Below are 20729 nucleotides of genomic sequence, written 5' to 3' on the forward strand. Positions count from 1 at the left end.
CTTCATGGACGTGGAGCCCGACCTCTTTACCGCAGCCGCCGAAGAACGCCAGGAGAAGGACCCGTCCAGCAGCCCGCTGGCGGTCCGGATGCGCCCCCGCACCCTCGACGAGGTGGTGGGCCAGAGGCACCTGCTCAAGCCCGGCTCGCCGCTGCGGCGGCTCGTCGGGGAGGGCACCGGCCCCGCCGGAGCCTCCTCGGTGATCCTCTGGGGCCCGCCGGGCATCGGCAAGACCACCCTCGCGTACGTGGTCTCCAAGGCCACCGACAAGCGCTTCGTCGAACTCTCCGCGATCACCGCCGGCGTCAAGGAGGTCCGGGCCGTCATCGACGGCGCCCGCCGCGCCTCCGGCGGCTACGGCAAGGAGACCGTCCTCTTCCTCGACGAGATCCACCGCTTCTCCAAGGCCCAGCAGGACTCGCTGCTGCCCGCCGTCGAGAACCGCTGGGTCACCCTCATCGCCGCCACCACCGAGAACCCGTACTTCTCGGTGATCTCCCCGCTCCTCTCCCGCTCCCTGCTCCTCACCCTGGAGCCGCTCACCGACGAGGACCTCAGCGGCCTCATGGACCGGGCCGTCACCGAGGAGCGCGGCCTCGGCGGCGCCGTCGACCTCCACGACGACGCCCGCGCCCATCTGCTGCGGATCGCCGGCGGCGACGCCCGGCGCGCCCTCACCGCCCTGGAAGCCGCCGCCGGCGGCGCCCTCGCCAAGGGCGAGCGGGAGATCACCCTCCAGACCGTCGAGGAGGCCGTCGACCGCGCCGCGGTGACGTACGACCGGGACGGCGACCAGCACTACGACGTCGCCAGCGCCCTCATCAAGTCCATCCGCGGCTCCGACGTCGACGCGGCCCTGCACTACCTGGCCCGCATGATCGAGGCGGGCGAGGACCCCCGCTTCATCGCCCGCCGGCTGATGATCTCCGCCAGCGAGGACATCGGCCTCGCCGACCCGCAGGCCCTGCCGCTCGCCGTCGCCGCCGCCCAGGCCGTCGCCATGATCGGCTTCCCCGAGGCCGCCCTCACCCTCAGCCACGCCACCATCGCCCTCGCCCTCGCCCCGAAGTCCAACGCGGCGACCAACGCGATCTTCGCCGCCCGCGAGGACGTGCGGAACGGCCTCGCCGGCCCCGTCCCGCCCCACCTGCGCGACGGCCACTACAAGGGCGCCGCCAAACTCGGCCACGCCCAGGGATACGTCTACCCGCACGACGTGCCCGGCGCGATCGCCGCCCAGCAGTACGCCCCCGACGCCCTCCACGGCAAGCGCTACTACGAGCCCACCCGCTACGGCGCCGAGGCCCGCTACGCGGACGTCGTGGAGAAGGTCCGCGAGCGCCTGAAGGGCGACGGCGGCTGACCAGCGCCCCCGGTCGGTGGCGCTCCGCGGAGCCGGTACACTGGTCCGGACAGCTGCGTCCCGTGTCCGGCCCCGGCCGGCGCCACCAGAGCGGGACGGTCAGCAGGAGACCCGGCCTCCGGGCCGGGTTTCCAGGAGCGTCGCGCACCTTCGCATGGTGTCGCGTGCCACCCACCACCCCCCGGGTTCCCGGGACCGGCGGTGGGTCGTTCGCGTGCTGCACGTACGTGCCCAGACCGGGAAGCGGCTGCCCGACAGGACCCTCACGGGCCCGGTGGGTTTTCCCGGCTGCGGATTGCGACCTCCGTAACCACTGGTGAAGCCGTATTCGTTCAGACAGAGAGGTTGGTTCATGGCGAACCAGGCCCGCCCCAAGGTCAAGAAGTCGCGTGCCCTCGGCATCGCGCTGACGCCGAAGGCCGTCAAGTACTTCGAGGCCCGTCCCTACCCGCCGGGCGAGCACGGCCGCGGCCGCAAGCAGAACTCGGACTACAAGGTCCGTCTGCTCGAGAAGCAGCGTCTGCGTGCCCAGTACGACATCAGCGAGCGCCAGATGGCGCGCGCCTACGACCGCGCCAAGAAGGCCGAGGGCAAGACGGGCGAGGCGCTGGTCGTCGAGCTCGAGCGCCGCCTCGACGCCCTGGTCCTGCGTTCGGGCATCGCCCGCACCATCTACCAGGCCCGTCAGATGGTCGTCCACGGCCACATCCAGGTCAACGGCGTCAAGGTCGACAAGCCGTCCTTCCGCGTCCGTCCCGACGACGTCGTGATGGTCCGCGAGAAGTCCCGCGCGAAGACCCTGTTCCAGGTCGCCCGCGAGGGTGGCTTCGCCCCCGACGGCGAGACCCCGCGCTACCTCCAGGTCAACCTGAAGGCCCTGGCCTTCCGCCTGGACCGCGAGCCGAACCGCAAGGAGATCCCGGTCATCTGCGACGAGCAGCTGGTCGTCGAGTACTACGCCCGCTGATCCAGCGGCCGTCGTACACCCCCGCGGTGTTCAGCCCGCCGCTTCCCCGCCCTTCCCGGTGGGGGAGCCGGCGGGCTTCCGCGTTCCCGGCACCACCGGCGGACGCGCGCTGCGGAACGGCCGCGGCGCCGCCTCCGGCCGCCCGTCCGTGACCGCGCCCGGCCGGGCGGCCACCGCCCGCTCCACCGTCTCGTCCAGCGACAGCCCCTGCCCCAGCCGGACTGCCTCCTCGTACCGCTCGGCGCCCAGCGCCTCCACCGCCCGCCCCGCGCACAGCGTCCGCGGCCCGTCGAACGCGCCCGACCCGAACGTCCGGATCCCCACCGCGTCCCACGCCGGCAGCGCCGCGCCCTGGAGCACCGCCGCCTCCAGCGGATCGCCCTCGCTCACCGTCACCAGCGCCAGCAGCTCCACCGCCAGCACCACCCCCACCAGGTCGCGGAAGAGGTGGTTGATCGTCAGGCACTCCACCAGCAGCTCCCGCGCCTCCGCCAGCGCGTCCCGGGTCCACGCCGAGTACGCCAGCACATAGAGCGCGTACGCCCGCGTCCAGCGCTCCCCGCGCTCCTCGCAGATCTCCCGCACCTCCCGGCAGACCGCCGCCGCCCCCTCCAGATCGCCCTGGAAGGCCCGCGCCATCGCCAGCTCCACCTGGCCCATCAGCACGTTGCTGTTCAGCTCGCCCAGCTCCCGGTACGCGCCGAGGGCCCGGCCCAGCAGCTCCTCGGCGCGCGGGAAGTCGTCCGAGAGCAGCGCCAGACACCCCAGCCGGTGCGTCGCGTACGCCTCCGCCAGGCGGTTCCGCGAGGCCCGCGCCCGCTCCCGGCAGCTGTGCAGCGCGGCCACCGCCGCCGTCGGGTCGCCCTGCAGCACCGCCACGTAGCCGAGCACCCACAGCGCCTTCAGCCGCGCCTCCTCGTGCCCGGAGTCGAGGGCCAGCGCCCGGTCCAGCCAGTGCCGCCCCTCCGACAGCCGCCCGCACCCCACCCAGGCGAACCAGAGCGTCCCGGCCAGGTGCTGCGCCAGGTGCGCGTCGTCCGGCGCCTCCAGGCACAGGTCGAGCGCGGCCCGCAGGTTCGGCAGCGCCGCCGCCGTCCGCGCCGCCACCTCCGCCTGCCGGGGACTGAACCACTCCAGCTCGCACCAGGTCGCCAGCCCCATGTACCAGTCGCGGTGGCGCCGCCGCATCCGGTCGGTGTCCCCGAGCGCCGCCAGCCACTCCGCCCCGTACGCCGCCACCGTGTCCAGCATCCGGTAGCCCGGCCCCGCCGCCGTGTCCTCCCGGAACACCAGCGACTGCGCCAGCAGACCGCCCAGCAGGTCGAGGATCCCCTCCTGCGGCAGGTCGGGGCCCCCGCACACGTACTCCACGGCCTCCAGGTCGAACGGGCCGGCGAAGACCGACAGCCGCGCCCACAGCAGCCGCTCCTCCGGCGTGCACAGCTCGTGGCTCCAGCCGATCGCGGTGCGCAGCGTCTGGTGGCGGGGGAGGACCCCGCGCCCGCCGTCGCCGAGCAGCCGGAAGCGGTCGTCGAGCCGGGCCAGCAGCTGCTCCACGGAGAGCAGCGGCAGCCGCCCCGCCGCCAGTTCGAGCGCGAGCGGGATGCCGTCGAGGCGCCGGCACAGCTCCCGTACCGCCGCGTCGTCCGCGACGGCGGGGGTCCCGGCCCGCGCGGCCCGCTCGGCGAGCAGCTCCAGCGCGTCGTCCTCGCCCATCGGCGCCAGCGTCAGCACCGCCTCGCCCGGGATCCGCAGCGGGCGGCGGCCGGTGGCCAGCACGGTCAGTCCGGGCGCGCCGGCGAGCAGGTCGTGGACGAGCGGGCCGCACGCGTCCACCAGGTGCTCGAAGCCGTCGAGGACGAGGAGCAGCCGGCGCTCGGCGAGGTGGTCGCGCAGCACCTCGCGCGGTCCGCGGCGGGTGTGGTCGGTCAGCCCGAGCGCCTCCACCAGGGCGTGCTCGACGAGCTCGGGGTCGCGCACGGGGGCGAGCGCCGCGAGTCGCACCTCGTCGCCGTAGCGTTTCTGCATCGCGGCGGCGCACGTCAGGGCCAGCCGGGTCTTGCCCACGCCGCCCACGCCGAGGACCGTGACGAGGCGGGATTCGGCGAGGAGCGCGGCCAGTTCGGCCCGCTCGGCGGCCCGGCCCACGAACCGGTTGAGCTCCGCCGGGAGATTGCTGCGTCGCATGGGACACGGAGCGTACTCATCCGCGCGCGCTCCGTACAATCCGATCGCGTCACTCCCGCCCCACGGGCGGTAAGGCGGTACGGCGTGACAGCCCGGGCGCGATAGGGTCGGGGGACGACTTTTCGCATGACCCGAACGACCGATGACGACAGCAGAGAGCGGTGCGCAGTGACCGGTGGAGAGGTTGCCGGGATCCTGGTGGCCGTGTTCTGGGCGATCCTCGTCTCCTTCCTCGCCGTGGTGCTGGCGAGGCTGGCGCAGACGCTCCGGGCGACCACCAGACTCGTGGCGGACGTGACCGAACAGGCCGTTCCCCTGCTCGCCGACGCGTCGGCGACCGTCCGCTCGGCGCAGACCCAGCTCGACCGGGTCGACGCCATCGCCTCGGACGTCCAGGAGGTCACCGCCAACGCCTCCGCGCTCTCGACGACCGTCGCCTCCACCTTCGGGGGCCCGCTCGTCAAGGTCGCCGCGTTCGGGTACGGGGTCCGCAAGGCGCTCGGCCGCGGCCGCGAGGAGGCGCCGCCCGCCGGCCGGCGCCGTACTGTGATCGTCGGCCGTACCGTGCCGGTCGCACGGCGCCGGAAGCAGAAGGGCTGAGCCGCGATGTTCCGCCGCACGTTCTGGTTCACGGCCGGCGCAGCCGCCGGCGTCTGGGCCACCACCAAGGTCAACCGCAAGATCCAGCAGCTGACCCCCGAGAGCCTCGCGGCCCAGGCCGCGAACAAGGCGATCGAGACGGGCCACCGGCTCAAGGACTTCGCCCTCGACGTGAGGGCGGGCATGGTCCAGCGCGAGGCGGAACTGGGCGAGGCCCTCGGCCTCGACGCCCCGCCTCCCGCGGACCGGGAGCTTCCGGAGCCCCGCCGCCGGGCCGCCCTCGGCCCGACCCCGCACAAGACCACGACCACGTTCTCGGCGCGTTCCCCGCGCACGATCTCGTACAACCGGAATGAGGACCACTGATGGAGTCGGCTGAAATCCGCCGCCGCTGGCTGAGCTTCTTCGAGGAGCGCGGGCACACCGTCGTCCCTTCGGCGTCGCTCATCGCGGACGACCCGACTCTGCTGCTCGTCCCCGCCGGCATGGTGCCGTTCAAGCCCTACTTCCTGGGTGAGGTCAAGCCGCCGTTCACCCGTGCCTCCAGCGTGCAGAAGTGCGTGCGCACGCCGGACATCGAGGAGGTCGGCAAGACCACCCGGCACGGCACGTTCTTCCAGATGTGCGGCAACTTCTCCTTCGGCGACTACTTCAAGGAAGGCGCCATCAAGCTCGCCTGGGAGCTGCTGACCACCCCGGTGGAGCACGGCGGCTACGGGCTGGAGCCGGAGAAGCTCTGGATCACGGTCTACGAGCAGGACGACGAGGCCGAGCGCATCTGGCGCGACGTCATCGGCGTCCCCGCCGAGCGCATCCAGCGCCTGGGCATGGGCCCGAACTTCTGGTCGATGGGCGTCCCCGGCCCGTGCGGCCCGTGCTCCGAGATCAACTACGACCGCGGCCCCGAGTTCGGCGTCGAGGGCGGCCCGGCCGTCAACGACGAGCGGTACGTCGAGATCTGGAACCTCGTCTTCATGCAGTACGAGCGCGGCGAGGGCTCCGGCAAGGAGGACTTCCCGATCCTGGGCGACCTCCCCGCCAAGAACATCGACACGGGCCTCGGCCTGGAGCGCCTGGCGATGATCCTCCAGGGCGTCCAGAACATGTACGAGACGGACACCCTCAAGGTCGTCATCGACAAGGCCACCGAGCTCACCGGCGTCGCCTACGGCAAGGCCCACGACAGCGACGTGTCGCTGCGCGTGGTCGCCGACCACATGCGCACCTCCGTGATGCTCATCGGCGACGGCGTCACCCCGGGCAACGAGGGCCGCGGCTACGTGCTCCGCCGCATCATGCGCCGCGCCGTCCGCAACATGCGCCTGCTCGGCGCCACCGGCCCGGTCGTCGGCGAGCTCGTCGACACGGTCATCCGGACGATGGGCGAGCAGTACCCGGAGCTGGAGACCGACCGCAAGCGGATCGAGACGGTCGCCCTCGCCGAGGAGGCCGCGTTCCTGAAGGCCCTCAAGGGCGGCACCAACATCCTCGACACCGCCGTCACCGAGACCAAGGCCGCCGGCGGCACGGTCCTCGCCGGCGAGAAGGCGTTCCTGCTCCACGACACCTGGGGCTTCCCGATCGACCTCACCCTGGAGATGGCCGCCGAGCAGGGCCTCTCCGTGGACGAGGCCGGCTTCCGCCGCCTGATGCAGGAGCAGCGGGAGCGTGCCAAGGCCGACGCCAAGGCCAAGAAGACCGGCCACGCCGACGTCTCCGCCTACCGCGAGATCGCCGACACCTCCGGCGCCACCCAGTTCACCGGTTACACCAACACCGAGGGCGAGTCCACGGTCGTCGGCCTGCTGGTGAACGGCGTCCCGTCGCCGGCCGCCTCCGAGGGCGACGAGATCGAGGTCGTCCTCGACCGCACCCCCTTCTACGCCGAGGGCGGTGGCCAGATCGCCGACCAGGGCCGCATCCGGCTGCACTCCGGCGCCGTCATCGAGGTCCGCGACGTGCAGCAGCCCGTCCCGGGCGTCTCGGTGCACAAGGGTTCGGTGCAGGTCGGCGAGGTGACCGTGGGCTCCACCGCCTACGCCACCATCGACGTGCGCCGCCGCCGGGCCATCGCCCGCGCCCACTCGGCCACCCACCTCACCCACCAGGCGCTGCGCGACGCCCTCGGCCCGACGGCCGCCCAGGCCGGTTCGGAGAACCAGCCGGGCCGCTTCCGCTTCGACTTCGGTTCGCCGAACGCCGTCCCCGGCACGGTCCTCATGGACGTCGAGCAGAAGATCAACGAGGTCCTCGCGCGCGAGCTGGAGGTGCACGCCGAGGTCATGCCGATCGACGAGGCCAAGCGCCAGGGCGCCATCGCCGAGTTCGGCGAGAAGTACGGCGAGCAGGTCCGCGTCGTCACCATCGGCGACTTCTCCAAGGAGCTGTGCGGCGGCACGCACGTGCACAACACCGCCCAGCTGGGTCTGGTGAAGCTGCTCGGCGAGTCGTCCATCGGCTCCGGCGTGCGCCGCATCGAGGCCCTGGTCGGCGTCGACGCCTACAACTTCCTCGCCAAGGAGCACACGGTCGTCGCCCAGCTCCAGGAGCTGGTCAAGGGCCGTCCGGAGGAGCTGCCGGAGAAGATCTCCTCCATGCTCGGCAAGCTGAAGGACGCCGAGAAGGAGATCGAGAAGTTCCGCGCGGAGAAGGTCCTCCAGGCCGCCGCCGGCCTGGTCGACTCCGCCAAGGACGTGCGGGGCGTCGCCCTGGTCACCGGCCAGGTCCCGGACGGCACCGGCGCCGACGACCTGCGCAAGCTGGTCCTCGACGTGCGCGGCCGGATCCCGTCCGACCGCCCGGCCGTCGTCGCCCTCTTCACCACGGCCAACGGCAAGCCGCTGACGGTCATCGCCACCAACGAGGCCGCCCGCGAGCGCGGCCTCAAGGCCGGCGAGCTGGTCCGCACCGCCGCCAAGACCCTCGGCGGCGGTGGCGGCGGCAAGCCGGACGTCGCCCAGGGCGGCGGCCAGAACCCGGAGGCCATCGGCGAGGCCATCGCCGCCGTCGAGCGCCTGGTCGTGGAAACCGCGTGACCATGCGCCGTGGACGACGGATCGCCGTCGACGTCGGGGACGCCCGGATCGGGGTCGCCTCGTGCGACCCCGACGGGGTCCTCGCCACGCCGGTGGAGACCGTGCCGGGGCGTGACGTCCCGGCCGCCCACCGGCGGCTCCGCCAGATCGTCGCGGAGTACGAGCCGATCGAGGTCGTCGTGGGCCTGCCCCGCTCGCTCAGCGGGCGGGAGGGCCCGGCCGCGGCCAAGGTCCGCGCCTTCGCGCGGGAGCTGGCGAAGGGGATCGCCCCGGTGCCGGTCCGGCTGGTGGACGAGCGGATGACCACCGTGACCGCGACGCAGGGGCTGCGGGCCTCCGGCGTGAAGTCCAAGAAGGGGCGGTCCGTCATCGACCAGGCCGCCGCTGTGATCATCCTTCAGAACGCTCTTGAGTCCGAACGGGTATCAGGTAATCCGCCCGGTGAGGGCGTCGAAGTGGTCATCTGATCGCGATACGGTAACGTTCCGCGCGATGCGGCGGTGTTCGAACAGCTGCCGCACTACGTAGAGGCGGATCGTCCGGAAGCCTCGCGGCTGTTTGGGGATCGATGACTGAGTATGGCCGGGGCCAGGGCTCCGAACCGTGGCACCCCACGGACCCGCTCTACGGGGACCAGGGGTGGGAAGGTCAGCAGCAGTACCAGCAGCCGCAGCAGGCCACGCCGTACGCGCAGGACGGCCAGGGGTACCAGGACCCGTACGCCCAGCAGGGCTACGGGACCGACCCGTACCAGCAGCAGGCCGCCTATCAGCAGCAGTACCCGCAGCAGGGATACGCCGACCCGCACGCACCGGTGTACGGCGACCAGGGCCAGGCGCAGGCGTACGAGCAGACCGGCTGGAACCAGGGGTACGACACGCCCGGGCAGCACGCACAGGCGTACGACGGGAACTGGGAGACCGGCCAGGCCGCCATGGCCTACAACGCGCCGCCCGCCGACCCGTACGGCGGCCAGCAGCCCGACTTCTACGGCACGCCCGAGGCGTACCCGCCGCCCCAGCCGCCCGGCCGCCGGCAGCAGCCCCCGGAGCCGGTCGTCGACTGGGAGCCCGAATCGGAGCCCGAGCCCGCGCGGCCGGAACCGGACGAGGCGGAGGAGTCGCACCCCTTCTTCAACGGTGACGACGAGGACGGCCACGAGGACGACGAACCGGCCGCCCGTCGCGGCCGGGGCGGCCGGGGCGGGCGCGGCGGCGACGACCGCGAGCGCGAGCGCCGCGGCAAGGAGAAGAAGCGCAAGGGCAAGAACGGCGTCGCCTGCCTGGTCGTCGCCGCGGTCCTCGTCGGCGGCGTCGGCGGCATCGGCTACTTCGGCTACCAGTTCTGGCAGGGCCAGTTCGGCGAGGCGCCCGACTACGCGGGCGGCGGCACGGGCGAGGTCCAGGTCGAGATCCCCAAGGGCGCGTTCGGCAACCAGATCGGCAACATCCTCAAAGAGGCCGGCGTCGTGAAGAGCGTCGACGCCTTCGTCGCGGCGCAGCAGAAGAACGCCAAGGGCCTCTCGATCCAGGCCGGCGCCTACACCCTCAAGAAGGAGATGTCGGCCGAGAGCGCGGTCGCGCTCATGCTGGACCCGGCGAGCCAGGCCAACCTGATCATCCCCGAGGGCAAGCGCAACGCCTGGGTGTACGAGCAGATCGACACCCGCCTCGGCCTCAAGCCCGGCACCACGAAGGAACTCGCCTTCGAGAAGGCCGACTCCCTCGGCCTGCCCGACTGGGCCAAGAACCACGACGACGTGAAGGACCCGCTGGAAGGATTCCTCTTCCCGGCGAGCTACCCCGTCGCCAAGGGCGGCAAGCCCGAGGACGCCCTCAAGAAGATGGTCACCCGCGCGAACGCGGAGTACGCGAAGCTGGACCTGGAGGGCCAGGCGAAGAAGCACGGCGTCGAGAACGCCTGGGAACTCGTGACGGTCGCGAGCCTGGTGCAGGCGGAGGGCAAGACGCACGACGACTTCCGCAAGATGGCGGAGGTCATCTACAACCGCCTCCAGCCGGACAACACCGAGACCAATCGGAAGCTTCAGTTCGACTCGGCCCTGAACTACCTGAAGGGCCAGTCCGAGATCAAGATCTCGGAGCAGGAGGCGAACAGCAACCAGGACCCGTACAACACGTACACCCAGGTCGGCCTCCCACCCGGTCCGATCGGCAACCCCGGCAACGAGGCGCTGGCCGCCATGCTCGATCCGACGAAGGACGGCTGGATGTACTTCGTGGCGACCGACGGCATGAGCAAGACCGAGTTCGCCAAGACGTACGCCGAGTTCGAGAAGCTGAAGGAAAAGTTCAATGCCAACACCGGTCAGTGACCCGGGCCGCCGCGCCGCCGTCCTCGGTTCGCCGATCGCGCACTCGCTCTCCCCGGTCCTGCACCGGGCCGCGTACGCGGAGCTGGGTCTGGACGACTGGTCCTACGACCGCTTCGAGATCGACGAGGCGGCGCTGCCCGGCTTCGTCGCGGAGCTCGACGGCTCGTGGGCCGGCCTGTCGCTGACCATGCCGCTCAAGCGGGCGATCATCCCGCTGCTCGACGAGATCAGCGGCACGGCGGCCGCGGTGGAGGCGGTCAACACGGTGGTCCTCCGCGAGGACGGCCGCCGGTTCGGCGACAACACCGACATCCCCGGCATGATCGCCGCCCTGCGCGAGCGGGGCGTCGAGAAGGTGGAGTCCGCGGCGATCCTCGGCGCGGGCGCCACCGCCTCCTCCGCGCTCGCCGCGCTGGCCCGCGTCTGCGCCGGACCGGTCACCGCGTACGTCCGCAGCGAGGCCCGGGCGGAGGAGATGCGCGGCTGGGGCGACCGGCTCGACGTGGACGTCCGCACCGCGGCCTGGGTCGACGCGGCGGAGGCGTTCGCCGCCCCGCTGGTCGTCGCCACGACCCCGGCCGGCACCACGGACGCCCTGGCCCAGGCGGTCCCCGACCGCCCCGGCACCCTCTTCGACGTCCTGTACGACCCCTGGCCGACGGCCCTCGCGGCGGCCTGGTCCGACCGCGGCGGCAAGGTCGTCGGCGGCCTGGACCTCCTCGTCCACCAGGCGGTCCTCCAGGTCGAACAGATGACGGGCGTCCCCAAGGCCCCGCTGGCCGCCATGCGCGCCGCCGGCGAGGCCGCCCTCGCCGCGCGCTGACCCCCCGCACGCCCGCGCCCGCCGCCGTGACCGCGCGCCCCGCCGTCCCGCACGGCGGGGCGCGCGTCCGATAGCTGGACCGGAGGCCGGGATCACGCCCCGGACATGGGAGGATCAGGGGTGGCGGGCCAGGGCCGCGCACCCGGCCGCGCCGTCGCAGTGCCCAGGCGCGAGCATGAGGAGCATCGTTGAGCAGGTTGCGTTGGCTGACCGCTGGGGAATCCCACGGACCCGCGCTGGTCGCGACGCTGGAGGGTCTTCCCGCCGGCGTCCCGGTCACCACTGAGCTGGTGGCGGACCACCTCGCGCGGCGGCGCCTCGGCTATGGGCGCGGCGCCCGGATGAAGTTCGAGCAGGACGAGGTCACCTTCCTCGGCGGCGTCCGGCACGGGCTGTCCCTCGGGTCGCCGATCGCGGTGATGGTCGGCAACACCGAGTGGCCCAAGTGGGAGAAGGTCATGTCGGCCGACCCGGTCGACCCCTCGGAGCTGAAGGAGACCGGCCGCAACGCGCCGCTCACCCGGCCCCGCCCCGGCCACGCCGACCTGGCCGGCATGCAGAAGTACGGCTTCGACGAGGCCCGGCCGATCCTGGAGCGCGCCAGCGCCCGCGAGACCGCCGCCCGCGTCGCCCTCGGCGCCGTCGCCCGGTCCTTCCTCAAGGAGGCCGCCGGCATCGAGATCGTCAGCCACGTCGTCGAGCTGGCCTCCGCCAAGGCCCCGTACGGCGTCTACCCGGTCCCCGGCGACGTCGAGAAGCTCGACGCCGACCCGGTCCGCTGCCTCGACGCCGACGCGTCGAAGGCGATGGTCGCGGAGATCGACCAGGCCCACAAGGACGGCGACACCCTCGGCGGCGTCGTCGAGGTCCTCGCGTACGGCGTGCCCGTCGGCCTCGGCTCCCACGTGCACTGGGACCGCCGACTCGACGCCCGGCTCGCCGCCGCGCTCATGGGCATCCAGGCCATCAAGGGCGTCGAGGTCGGCGACGGCTTCGACCTCGCCCGGGTGCCCGGCTCGCAGGCCCACGACGAGATCGTGAAGACCGACGACGGCATCAAGCGCACCTCCGGTCGCTCCGGCGGCACCGAGGGCGGTCTCACCACCGGCGAACTGCTGCGCGTCCGCGCCGCCATGAAGCCGATCGCGACCGTGCCGCGCGCGCTCGCCACCGTCGACGTCGCCACCGGCGAGGCCGCCTCCGCCCACCACCAGCGCTCCGACGTCTGCGCCGTCCCGGCCGCCGGCATCGTCGCCGAGGCCATGGTCGCCCTCGTCCTCGCCGACGCCGTCGTCGAGAAGTTCGGCGGCGACTCGGTCCCCGAGACCCGCCGCAACGTCCGGTCGTACCTCGACCACCTGCACATCCGGTGACCGGCGGCCCCCTGGTCGTCCTCGTGGGCCCGATGGGCTCCGGCAAGTCCACGGTGGGCGCGCTCCTGGCCGAACGGCTCGGCGCGCCCTACCGGGACACCGACGCCGACATCGTCGCCGCCGAGGGCCGCGAGATCTCCGACATCTTCGTCGAGGACGGCGAGGAGCACTTCCGCGCGCTGGAGAAGGCCGCCGTCGCCCGCGCGCTCGCCGAGCACGAGGGCGTCCTCGCCCTCGGCGGCGGCGCGATCCTCGACGCCGGCACCCGCGCGCTGCTGGCCGGACGGCCCGTCGCGTACCTCTCGATGGAGGTCGAGGAGGCCGTCCGGCGGGTCGGCCTCGGCGCGGCCCGGCCGCTGCTCGCGGTCAACCCGCGGCGGCAGTGGCGCGAGCTGATGGACGCCCGCCGCCCCCTGTACGAAGAAGTCGCGCGCGTCGTCGTCGCCACCGACACCCGCACCCCCGAAGAGGTCGCCGCCGCGGTCCTCGACGCACTGGAGTTGAAGGACGCATGACCACGGACCAGGAAGTCACCCGCATCCACGTCGGCGGGAGCGCCGGCACGGATCCGTACGAGGTGCTGGTCGGCCGGCAGCTGCTCGGCGAACTGCCCGGCCTCATCGGCGACAAGGCGAAGCGGGTCGCGGTCATCCACCCCGAGGCGCTCGCCGAGACCGGCGAGGCGCTGCGCGAGGACCTCGCCGGGCAGGGGTACGAGGCCGTCGCCATCCAGGTGCCGAACGCCGAGGAGGCGAAGACCGCCGAGGTCGCCGCGTACTGCTGGAAGGCGCTCGGCCAGACCGGCTTCACCCGCACCGACGTCATCGTCGGCGTGGGCGGCGGCGCCACCACCGACCTGGCCGGCTTCGTCGCCGCGACCTGGCTGCGGGGCGTCCGCTGGATCGCCGTGCCGACCACCGTCCTCGGCATGGTCGACGCGGCCGTCGGCGGCAAGACCGGCATCAACACCGCCGAGGGCAAGAACCTCGTCGGCGCCTTCCACCCGCCGGCCGGCGTCCTGTGCGACCTCGCCGCGCTGGAGTCGCTGCCCGTCCACGACTTCGTCAGCGGCCTCGCCGAGATCATCAAGGCCGGCTTCATCGCCGACCCGGTGATCCTCGACCTCGTCGAGGAGGACCCGCAGGCCGCCCGGACGCCCGCCGGCCCGCACACCGCCGAGCTGATCGTCCGCTCCATCCAGGTCAAGGCCGACGTCGTCTCCGGCGACCTCAAGGAGTCCGGCCGCCGCGAGATCCTGAACTACGGGCACACCCTCGCGCACGCCATCGAGAAGAACGAGCGGTACAAGTGGCGGCACGGCGCCGCCGTCTCCGTCGGCATGGTCTTCGCCGCCGAGCTGGGCCGGCTCGCCGGCCGCCTCGACGACGCCACCGCCGACCGGCACCGGTCCGTCCTGGAGTCCGTCGGCCTGCCGCTCACCTACCGCGGCGACCAGTGGCCCAAGCTGCTGGAGACGATGAAGGTCGACAAGAAGTCCCGCGGCGACCTGCTGCGCTTCATCGTCCTCGACGGCCTCGCCAAGCCCTCCGTCCTGGAGGGCCCGGACCCGTCCGTCCTCGTCGCCGCGTACGGGGAGATCTCCGCATGAGCGAACCGCGCCGCGTCCTGGTGCTGAACGGGCCGAACCTCGGCCGGCTGGGCTCGCGCGAGCCCGACATCTACGGCGCCACCTCCTACCAGGGGCTCGTCGCCTCCTGCCGGGAACTCGGCGCCGCACTCGGCTTCGCCGTCGAGGTCCGGGAGACCAACGACGAGGGCGAGATGATCCGCTGGCTGCACGAGGCGGCCGACGGACGGGTGCCGGTCGTCCTGAACCCGGGCGCCTTCACCCACTACTCGTACGGGATGCGGGACGCGGCGGCGCAGCGCACCGCCCCGCTGATCGAGGTCCACATCTCGAACCCGTACACCCGCGAGGAGTTCCGCCACACCTCGGTGGTGGCGGCCGTGGCGACCGGCACCGTCGCCGGCTTCGGCATCGGCTCCTACCGGCTCGCCCTGCGCGCCCTCGCCGAGGAACTCGCCGCGGAGAGCTGACGGCGGGGGCGACCGCCCGAGCGGCCGGCCCGGGGACGCGCGACGGCGACCCGGGCCGGACGGGTGTGCGCGGACCGGACCCGGGAAAGGGGTACGCGGAGACCGGGACGGCGCGCCTCACCCGCGGGCTCCCGGGGCCGGGCACGTTCGGCGGGGGCCGGGCGTTTCCCCGAGCGGGGGGACGGGGCGGTAACGTTTTGGCATCTCCGGCGACCGGAGGCGGGCCGACGGAGGCACCGCTCCGGGCGCCTCACCGACGCATCAGGCCGACGAGACGGAGTGGCACCGGATGCAGCACGCAGTGGGGGGACCGCTGCCACCGCCCGAGCGACCGGGCCGGGCGCCCGGCCAGGCGCCGGCCGGCGGACACGGTCCCGTGACCCCGCCCCCGCCCCAGCAGGCCGCGCCCTACCCGGGCCCGCCGCCGTCCGGCACGCCCGGCGGCCGGCTCGGCGTGCACCCGGCCGTGCAGCAGGGCCCGCCCCCGCCGCCCGCGCGGGGACCGGGCCGGGGCACCGCGCCCGCCCCCGCACCCGGCGGGATGTCCTCGCACGTCACCGGGGCCGTACCGCTGGCGCCGCCGGTGCCGTCGTACGAGCAGGGGCCCGGCACCGGGACCGCGACCCTCGCCGTCCTGCTGATCGGTCCGGCCGGCGCGGGCAAGACCACGGTCGCCCGGCACTGGGCGACCCGCCGGCCCGTCCCGACCGCGCACGTCAGCCTCGACGACGTCCGCGAATGGGTCTGCTCCGGCTTCGCCGACCCGCAGTCCGGATGGAACGAGCACTCCGAGGCGCAGTACCGGCTGGCCCGCCGCACCTGCGGCTTCGCGGCCCGCAACTTCCTCGCCAACGGCATCTCGTGCATCCTCGACGACGCCGTCTTCCCCGACCGCCCGGTCGTGGGCCTCGGCGGCTGGAAGCGGCACGTCGGCCCCGGCCTGCTCCCGGTGGTCCTGCTGCCGGGCCTGGAGGTCGTCCTGGAGCGCAACGCCCAGCGCTCCGGCAACCGGCGCCTCTCCGACGAGGAGGTCGCCGCGATCCACGGCCGGATGGCCGGCTGGTACGGCTCCGGGCTGCCGATCATCGACAACTCGGCGCTGGACGTGGAGGCCACCGCCCGGCTGCTGGACGAGGCCCTGGCCCGGGCGATATCCGCGCCGCCCGGCGGCTGACCCCCCGGCGCGGCCCCTCCCCGGTCGGACGCCGCCGACAGGCCGGGGCGGGGTCGCGCTCGTAGGCTCGAAGACATGTCACAGGTGTATGCGGACCGCCGGGTCAGACTGCGCGACCGGGTCGCGGCAGCGGGCAGCGCGGCGGCCCTGGTGTCCCGCCCCGCCAACGTCCGCTACCTCGCGGGCGGCGCCCCGCCGGGAGCCGTCCTGCTGGTCGGCCCCGAGCCCGGCGCCGACGTGCTGATCCGGCCCGCCCGCGGCGAGGGCGAGCCCGTCGACGGACGTCTCGACGAACAGCTCCGGCAGCAGCAGCTGCCGCTCGGCGGCGGCGACCCGGCGGTCGCCGCCGCCGAACTCGCCCGCCGCTCCGGCGCGGACGGGCTCGCCGTCGAGGAGCACCACCTGACGGTGGCCCGCCACCGCACCCTCGGCTCCGCCGCCCCCGGGCTCCGCCTCGCCGACCTCGCCTGCGCCGTCGAACAGCTGCGCGTCGTCAAGGACGAGGACGAGATCGGCTGTCTGCGGATCGCCGCCGAGATCGCCGACCAGGCCCTCGGCGAACTCCTGGAGTCCATCCTCGTCGGCCGCACCGAGCGCCACCTCGCCCTCGAACTGGAGCGGCGGCTGGTCGACCACGGCGCCGACGGTGCCGCCTTCCCCACTTCCGTCGCCACCGGCCCGCACTCCGGCCGGCGCGGCCACCGCCCCACCGACCGCCGGGTCGAGGAGGGCGACTTCCTGTCCGTCTGCCTCGGCGCGGACTACCGCGGCTACCGCTGCGAGATCGGCCGGACCTTCGTCATCGGCACCGCCCCCGCCGACTGGCAGATCGAGCTGTACGACCTGGTCTTCGCCGCTCAGCGGGCCGGCCGGGAGTCCCTGGTGCCGGGCGCCGAGTACCGTGACGTGGACCGCGCGGCCCGGCAGATCCTCGACGCCGGCGGCCACGCCGCGACCGCCGTACCCGTCACCGGGCACGGTGTGGGGCTCGAAATCGACGAGGACCCGCAGCTGTCCCCCTCGGCCATGGGTAAACTGGACGCTTGTGTGCCGGTCACCGTCGAACCGGGGGTCCACCTCCCGGGCCGGGGCGGAGTCCGGATCGATGACACGCTCGTCGTGCGCCAGGAGGCGGACGGCGGACCCGAGCTACTCACCATCACGACCAAGGAGCTGCTCGCGCTGTAAGGCGCGTACGCCTCCTCGGTCCCCACGTCAGTCCAGGAGATTCCGCAACCGTGGCTTCCACGAACGACCTCAAGAACGGCATGGTGCTCAAGCTCGAAGGCGGCCAGCTCTGGTCCGTCGTCGAGTTCCAGCACGTCAAGCCCGGCAAGGGCCCGGCCTTCGTGCGCACCAAGCTCAAGAACGTGCTGTCCGGCAAGGTCGTCGACAAGACCTTCAACGCCGGCGTGAAGGTGGAGACCGCGAACGTCGACAAGCGCGACATGCAGTTCTCCTACATGGACGGCGACTACTTCGTCTTCATGGACATGGACACGTACGACCAGCTGCACATCGACCGCAAGGTCGTCGGTGACGCCGCCAACTTCCTCGTCGAGGGCTTCACCGCGCTCGTCGCGCAGAACGAGGGCCAGGTCCTCTACGTCGAGCTGCCGGCCGCCGTCGAGCTCACCATCGCCGAGACCGAGCCGGGCGTCCAGGGCGACCGCTCCACCGGTGGCACCAAGCCCGCCACCCTGGAGACCGGCCACCAGATCCAGGTCCCGCTCTTCATCACCACCGGTGAGAAGATCAAGGTCGACACCCGTGACAGCAGCTACCTCGGCCGGGTGAACAGCTAACCGTGGCCGCCCGGAGCAAGGCCCGCAGGCGGGCCTTCCAGATCCTGTTCGAGGCCGACCAGCGCGGCACTTCGGTGCAGGAGGTCCTCGCGGACCAGATCCGGCTCCACCGCGCCGACGCGCAGCAGCCGCCGGTCGGTGACTTCACCATGCAGCTCGTCGAGGGGTACGCCCAGTACGTGACCCGGATCGACGAGCTCATCGCCACCTACGCGGTGGACTGGGACCTCGACCGGATGCCCGCCGCCGACCGGAACATCGTGCGCCTCGGCGCCTACGAGGTGATCTGGGAGGACGGCACGCCGGACGCCGTGGCGATCGACGAGGCCGTGCAGCTGGCCAAGGAGTTCTCCACGGACGACTCCCCGGCCTTCGTCAACGGCCTCCTCGGACGCTTCAAGGACCTGAAGCCCCGACTGCGCCGGGACGTGGACGCCTAGTCCGCACGGCGCGTCGAAGGGGCCCGCCGCACTCCGGTGCGACGGGCCCCTTCGCGTACCGCCATCCGGGTGAGTCCCCGGGAGCGGGCGTACGGAAAAGCCGCCGGGCCCGTGGCGTCGGAGGACGTCCACGGGCCCGGCGGCACGTTTCTGCAAGGGGTGCGAGGAGGGGTCAGTTCTCCTCGTGGGCGACCGCGCGGCGCGCGTCCGCGTCGAGCACGCCCCAGCTGATCAGCTGCTCGGTCAGGACCGAGGGGGACTGGTCGTAGATGACGGCCAGGGTGCGCAGGTCGTCCTGGCGGATCGACAGCACCTTGCCGTTGTAGTCGCCGCGCTGCGACTGGATCGTCGCCGCGTAGCGCTGGAGGGGGCCGGCCTTCTCCTGCGGGACGTGGGCCAGGCGCTCCAGGTCCAGGACCAGCTTCGGCGGGGGCTCGGCGGCGCCGCCGGGGGTCGTACCGGGCAGCAGCTCCTGCACCGGAACGCCGTAGAAGTCCGCCAGCTCGGCCAGGCGCTGCACGGTCACGGCACGGTCGCCGCGCTCGTACGAGCCGACCACGACCGCCTTCCAGCGGCCCTGGGACTTCTCCTCCACCCCGTGGAGGGACAGGCCCTGCTGGGTGCGGATCGCGCGGAGTTTGGCCCCGAGCTGCTTTGCGTATTCGCTGGACATAACGCTCCCGGACGCTGTGACGACATGCGGCTGCGCCGCGCGGCTGGTAACTCACTGTGAGGTTACGCAGCGTTACTCTTTCCCGTCAAGCCGAAAGGGGCCCGCCGCCCCCTCCCGGGGGACGGTCCGCCGCAGGTCGGAGCGGGGGAGGGGGAGGCCGCGAAAGGCCGTGCGAGCGTCCCTGCTAAAGTGGACGCCGTACATCCGACGTCCTTTAAAGACCGTCCCGTGAGGCGGAGAAGGAGGTCCTTTCTTCATGGACACGCACGCACACACCGATGCGGCGCGGCCCGTTCTCGAGGCCCCCGACATCGCCCGGGTCCTGACCCGGATCGCCCACGAGATCGTCGAGCGCGCCAAGGGCGCCGACGACGTGGTCCTGCTCGGCATTCCCACCCGCGGCGTCTACCTCGCCCGCCGGCTGGCCGAGAAGCTCGCGCAGATCACCGGCACCGAGGTCCCGGTCGGATCGCTCGACATCACCATGTACCGCGACGACCTCCGGATGAAGCCGGCGCGCGCCATCGGGCGCACCGACATTCCCGCGGACGGCGTCGACGGCCGCCTCGTCGTCCTCGTCGACGACGTCCTCTTCTCCGGCCGCACCATCCGTGCCGCCCTCGACGCCCTCGGCGACATCGGCCGCCCCCGCGCGGTCCAGCTCGCCGTCCTCGTCGACCGCGGCCACCGCGAGCTGCCGATCCGCGCCGACTACGTCGGCAAGAACCTCCCCACGTCGCTGCGGGAGACCGTCAAGGTCCAGCTCGCCGAGGAGGACGGTCGCGACACCGTGCTGCTCGGCGGCAAGTCCGCCTCCTAGCCGGACCGGCCGTCCCGCGGGGCCGCACCGCACCTCCGTGCGCCCCCGCATGCCCTCATGCCTCCCCACCCCGGAGAGAAACCCCCGATGATGCGTCACCTCATCTCGGCCGCCGACCTCACCCGCGACGACGCCGTCCTGATCCTCGACACCGCCGAGGAGATGGCCCGGGTGGCCGACCGGCCGATCAAGAAGCTGCCGGCCCTCCGCGGCCGGACCATCTGCAACCTCTTCTTCGAGGACTCCACCCGGACCCGGATCTCCTTCGAGGCCGCCGAGAAGCGCCTCTCCGCCGACGTCATCAACTTCGCGGCCAAGGGCTCCAGCGTCTCCAAGGGCGAGTCCCTGAAGGACACCGCCCAGACCCTGGAGGCGATGGGCGTCGACGCCGTCGTCATCCGGCACGGCGCCTCCGGCGCCCCCTTCCGCCTCGCCACCTCCGGCTGGATCGACGCCCCCGTCATCAACGCCGGCGACGGCACCCACCAGCACCCCACCCAGGCCCTGCTCGACGCCTTCACCATGCGCCGCCGCCTCGTCGGCCGCGACGCCGGACTCGGCCAGGACCTGACCGGCAAGCGGATCACGATCGTCGGCGACGTCCTGCACAGCCGGGTCGCCCGCTCCAACGTCGACCTCCTGCACACCCTCGGCGCCGAGGTCACCCTGGTGGCCCCGCCCACCCTCGTCCCCGTCGGCGTCGAGACCTGGCCCTGCGAGATCTCCTACGACCTCGACGCCGTGCTGCCGAAGTCCGACGCGGTCATGATGCTGCGGGTGCAGCGCGAGCGGATGAACGCCGCCTTCTTCCCGACCGAGCGCGAGTACTCCCGCCGCTACGGACTCGACGGCGACCGGATGGCGAAGATGCCCGAGCACGCCATCGTCATGCACCCCGGCCCCATGGTCCGCGGCATGGAGATCACCGCCGAGGTCGCCGACTCCGACCGCTGCACGGTCGTCGAGCAGGTCGCCAACGGCGTCTCCGTCCGGATGGCCGTCCTCTACCTGCTGCTCGGCGGCTCCGAGCCCGCCGTCGCCCCCGCCACCCCCCGTACCGAGGAGAGCAAGTAACG

At 73.0% G+C, this 20729-nt stretch carries 20 protein-coding genes; 18 read left to right on the forward strand and 2 right to left on the reverse strand.

What is annotated here, in order from left to right:
• The first annotated feature begins 10 nt into the window (after positions 1-10).
• Both ACFVQZ_RS19020 and rpsD read left to right on the forward strand, forming a co-directional pair.
• Positions 11-1363: a replication-associated recombination protein A gene (locus ACFVQZ_RS19020; RefSeq protein WP_383624253.1), complete on the forward strand. Its 1353-nt coding sequence runs from the start codon at positions 11-13 to the stop codon at positions 1361-1363.
• Positions 1364-1715: 352 nt separating this feature from the next.
• A complete protein-coding gene (rpsD, locus tag ACFVQZ_RS19025; RefSeq protein WP_030493589.1) occupies positions 1716-2330 on the forward strand; it encodes a 30S ribosomal protein S4 in 615 nt (204 codons plus the stop codon).
• A 30-nt stretch (positions 2331-2360) separates the two neighbouring features.
• On the opposite strand, the gene ACFVQZ_RS19030 is transcribed toward rpsD, so the two are convergent.
• Positions 2361-4517 carry an ATP-binding protein gene (locus ACFVQZ_RS19030; protein ID WP_383624056.1) on the reverse strand — a complete coding sequence of 719 codons (2157 nt, stop codon included), beginning with the start codon at positions 4515-4517 and terminating at the stop codon, positions 2361-2363.
• 168 nt (positions 4518-4685) lie between these two features.
• Between ACFVQZ_RS19030 and ACFVQZ_RS19035 the strand changes: the two genes are divergently transcribed.
• The 14 genes from ACFVQZ_RS19035 (at position 4686) to nusB (ending at position 18160) form a co-directional block, all read left to right on the forward strand.
• The gene (locus tag ACFVQZ_RS19035) at positions 4686-5117 is read left to right on the forward strand and encodes a DUF948 domain-containing protein (RefSeq protein ID WP_030493591.1); all 432 of its coding nucleotides are present in this window, start codon (positions 4686-4688) and stop codon (positions 5115-5117) included.
• A gap of 6 nt (positions 5118-5123) precedes the next feature.
• Positions 5124-5483 (forward strand): DUF6167 family protein, encoded by a 360-nt coding sequence (locus ACFVQZ_RS19040; protein WP_030493592.1) that lies wholly within the window; start codon positions 5124-5126, stop codon positions 5481-5483.
• Entirely contained in the window at positions 5483-8152 is a 2670-nt protein-coding gene (gene alaS, locus ACFVQZ_RS19045) for an alanine--tRNA ligase (RefSeq protein WP_383624060.1), read from the forward strand. The genes ACFVQZ_RS19040 and alaS overlap by 1 nt, the downstream gene beginning before the upstream one ends.
• A gap of 2 nt (positions 8153-8154) precedes the next feature.
• Complete coding sequence (gene ruvX, locus ACFVQZ_RS19050) at positions 8155-8619, forward strand: Holliday junction resolvase RuvX (protein WP_030493594.1); 465 nt, start codon at positions 8155-8157, stop codon at positions 8617-8619.
• A 101-nt stretch (positions 8620-8720) separates the two neighbouring features.
• The gene (mltG, locus tag ACFVQZ_RS19055) at positions 8721-10487 is read left to right on the forward strand and encodes an endolytic transglycosylase MltG (RefSeq protein WP_383624063.1); all 1767 of its coding nucleotides are present in this window, start codon (positions 8721-8723) and stop codon (positions 10485-10487) included.
• Complete coding sequence (locus ACFVQZ_RS19060) at positions 10468-11310, forward strand: shikimate dehydrogenase (protein WP_383624066.1); 843 nt, start codon at positions 10468-10470, stop codon at positions 11308-11310. Before mltG ends, ACFVQZ_RS19060 begins: the two co-directional genes overlap by 20 nt.
• Positions 11311-11498: 188 nt before the next feature.
• Positions 11499-12683 (forward strand): chorismate synthase, encoded by a 1185-nt coding sequence (gene aroC, locus ACFVQZ_RS19065; protein ID WP_383624069.1) that lies wholly within the window; start codon positions 11499-11501, stop codon positions 12681-12683.
• Positions 12680-13198 carry a shikimate kinase gene (locus ACFVQZ_RS19070; RefSeq protein ID WP_383624072.1) on the forward strand — a complete coding sequence of 173 codons (519 nt, stop codon included), beginning with the start codon at positions 12680-12682 and terminating at the stop codon, positions 13196-13198. The genes aroC and ACFVQZ_RS19070 overlap by 4 nt, the downstream gene beginning before the upstream one ends.
• On the forward strand, positions 13195-14292 hold the full coding sequence (gene aroB, locus ACFVQZ_RS19075) for a 3-dehydroquinate synthase (protein ID WP_030493599.1): 1098 nt from the start codon (positions 13195-13197) through the stop codon (positions 14290-14292). The genes ACFVQZ_RS19070 and aroB overlap by 4 nt, the downstream gene beginning before the upstream one ends.
• Positions 14289-14741, forward strand: a complete 453-nt coding sequence (locus tag ACFVQZ_RS19080) for a type II 3-dehydroquinate dehydratase (RefSeq protein WP_030493600.1) — start codon at positions 14289-14291, stop codon at positions 14739-14741. The genes aroB and ACFVQZ_RS19080 overlap by 4 nt, the downstream gene beginning before the upstream one ends.
• Before the next feature lie 289 nt (positions 14742-15030).
• On the forward strand, positions 15031-15915 hold the full coding sequence (locus ACFVQZ_RS19085) for an AAA family ATPase (protein WP_383624077.1): 885 nt from the start codon (positions 15031-15033) through the stop codon (positions 15913-15915).
• Positions 15916-15990: 75 nt separating this feature from the next.
• Positions 15991-17103 carry a M24 family metallopeptidase gene (locus ACFVQZ_RS19090; RefSeq protein ID WP_030493602.1) on the forward strand — a complete coding sequence of 371 codons (1113 nt, stop codon included), beginning with the start codon at positions 15991-15993 and terminating at the stop codon, positions 17101-17103.
• 50 nt (positions 17104-17153) lie between these two features.
• Complete coding sequence (gene efp, locus ACFVQZ_RS19095) at positions 17154-17720, forward strand: elongation factor P (RefSeq protein WP_030493603.1); 567 nt, start codon at positions 17154-17156, stop codon at positions 17718-17720.
• Between the two features lie 2 nt (positions 17721-17722).
• The gene (gene nusB / locus ACFVQZ_RS19100) at positions 17723-18160 is read left to right on the forward strand and encodes a transcription antitermination factor NusB (RefSeq protein ID WP_030493604.1); all 438 of its coding nucleotides are present in this window, start codon (positions 17723-17725) and stop codon (positions 18158-18160) included.
• Positions 18161-18332: 172 nt separating this feature from the next.
• Here the strand turns inward: nusB and bldD are convergent, their stop codons facing one another.
• Positions 18333-18833, reverse strand: a complete 501-nt coding sequence (gene bldD, locus ACFVQZ_RS19105) for a transcriptional regulator BldD (RefSeq protein ID WP_015032294.1) — start codon at positions 18831-18833, stop codon at positions 18333-18335.
• A 256-nt stretch (positions 18834-19089) separates the two neighbouring features.
• On the opposite strand from bldD, the gene pyrR reads away from it, so the two are divergent.
• Both pyrR and ACFVQZ_RS19115 read left to right on the forward strand, forming a co-directional pair.
• A complete protein-coding gene (gene pyrR, locus ACFVQZ_RS19110; protein ID WP_030493605.1) occupies positions 19090-19653 on the forward strand; it encodes a bifunctional pyr operon transcriptional regulator/uracil phosphoribosyltransferase PyrR in 564 nt (187 codons plus the stop codon).
• 87 nt (positions 19654-19740) lie between these two features.
• Positions 19741-20727: an aspartate carbamoyltransferase catalytic subunit gene (locus ACFVQZ_RS19115; protein WP_383624082.1), complete on the forward strand. Its 987-nt coding sequence runs from the start codon at positions 19741-19743 to the stop codon at positions 20725-20727.
• Positions 20728-20729: the final 2 nt, after the last annotated feature.

Source organism: Streptomyces sp. NPDC057854, assembly GCF_042797055.1.
Classification (GTDB): domain Bacteria; phylum Actinomycetota; class Actinomycetes; order Streptomycetales; family Streptomycetaceae; genus Streptomyces.

Excerpts from the sequence above, each read along its gene's own strand:
- ACFVQZ_RS19090 (WP_030493602.1), top strand. The coding sequence starts at position 15,991 with ATGTCACAGGTGTATGCGGACCGCCGGGTCAGACTGCGCGACCGGGTC.
- ACFVQZ_RS19060 (WP_383624066.1), top strand. The coding sequence starts at position 10,468 with ATGCCAACACCGGTCAGTGACCCGGGCCGCCGCGCCGCCGTCCTCGGT.
- pyrR (WP_030493605.1), top strand. The coding sequence starts at position 19,090 with ATGGACACGCACGCACACACCGATGCGGCGCGGCCCGTTCTCGAGGCC.
- bldD (WP_015032294.1), bottom strand. The coding sequence starts at position 18,833 with ATGTCCAGCGAATACGCAAAGCAGCTCGGGGCCAAACTCCGCGCGATC.
- alaS (WP_383624060.1), top strand. The coding sequence starts at position 5,483 with ATGGAGTCGGCTGAAATCCGCCGCCGCTGGCTGAGCTTCTTCGAGGAG.
- ACFVQZ_RS19115 (WP_383624082.1), top strand. The coding sequence starts at position 19,741 with ATGATGCGTCACCTCATCTCGGCCGCCGACCTCACCCGCGACGACGCC.
- ruvX (WP_030493594.1), top strand. The coding sequence starts at position 8,155 with ATGCGCCGTGGACGACGGATCGCCGTCGACGTCGGGGACGCCCGGATC.
- ACFVQZ_RS19085 (WP_383624077.1), top strand. The coding sequence starts at position 15,031 with ATGCAGCACGCAGTGGGGGGACCGCTGCCACCGCCCGAGCGACCGGGC.
- ACFVQZ_RS19040 (WP_030493592.1), top strand. The coding sequence starts at position 5,124 with ATGTTCCGCCGCACGTTCTGGTTCACGGCCGGCGCAGCCGCCGGCGTC.
- mltG (WP_383624063.1), top strand. The coding sequence starts at position 8,721 with ATGACTGAGTATGGCCGGGGCCAGGGCTCCGAACCGTGGCACCCCACG.
- aroB (WP_030493599.1), top strand. The coding sequence starts at position 13,195 with ATGACCACGGACCAGGAAGTCACCCGCATCCACGTCGGCGGGAGCGCC.
- ACFVQZ_RS19080 (WP_030493600.1), top strand. The coding sequence starts at position 14,289 with ATGAGCGAACCGCGCCGCGTCCTGGTGCTGAACGGGCCGAACCTCGGC.
- rpsD (WP_030493589.1), top strand. The coding sequence starts at position 1,716 with ATGGCGAACCAGGCCCGCCCCAAGGTCAAGAAGTCGCGTGCCCTCGGC.
- ACFVQZ_RS19030 (WP_383624056.1), bottom strand. The coding sequence starts at position 4,517 with ATGCGACGCAGCAATCTCCCGGCGGAGCTCAACCGGTTCGTGGGCCGG.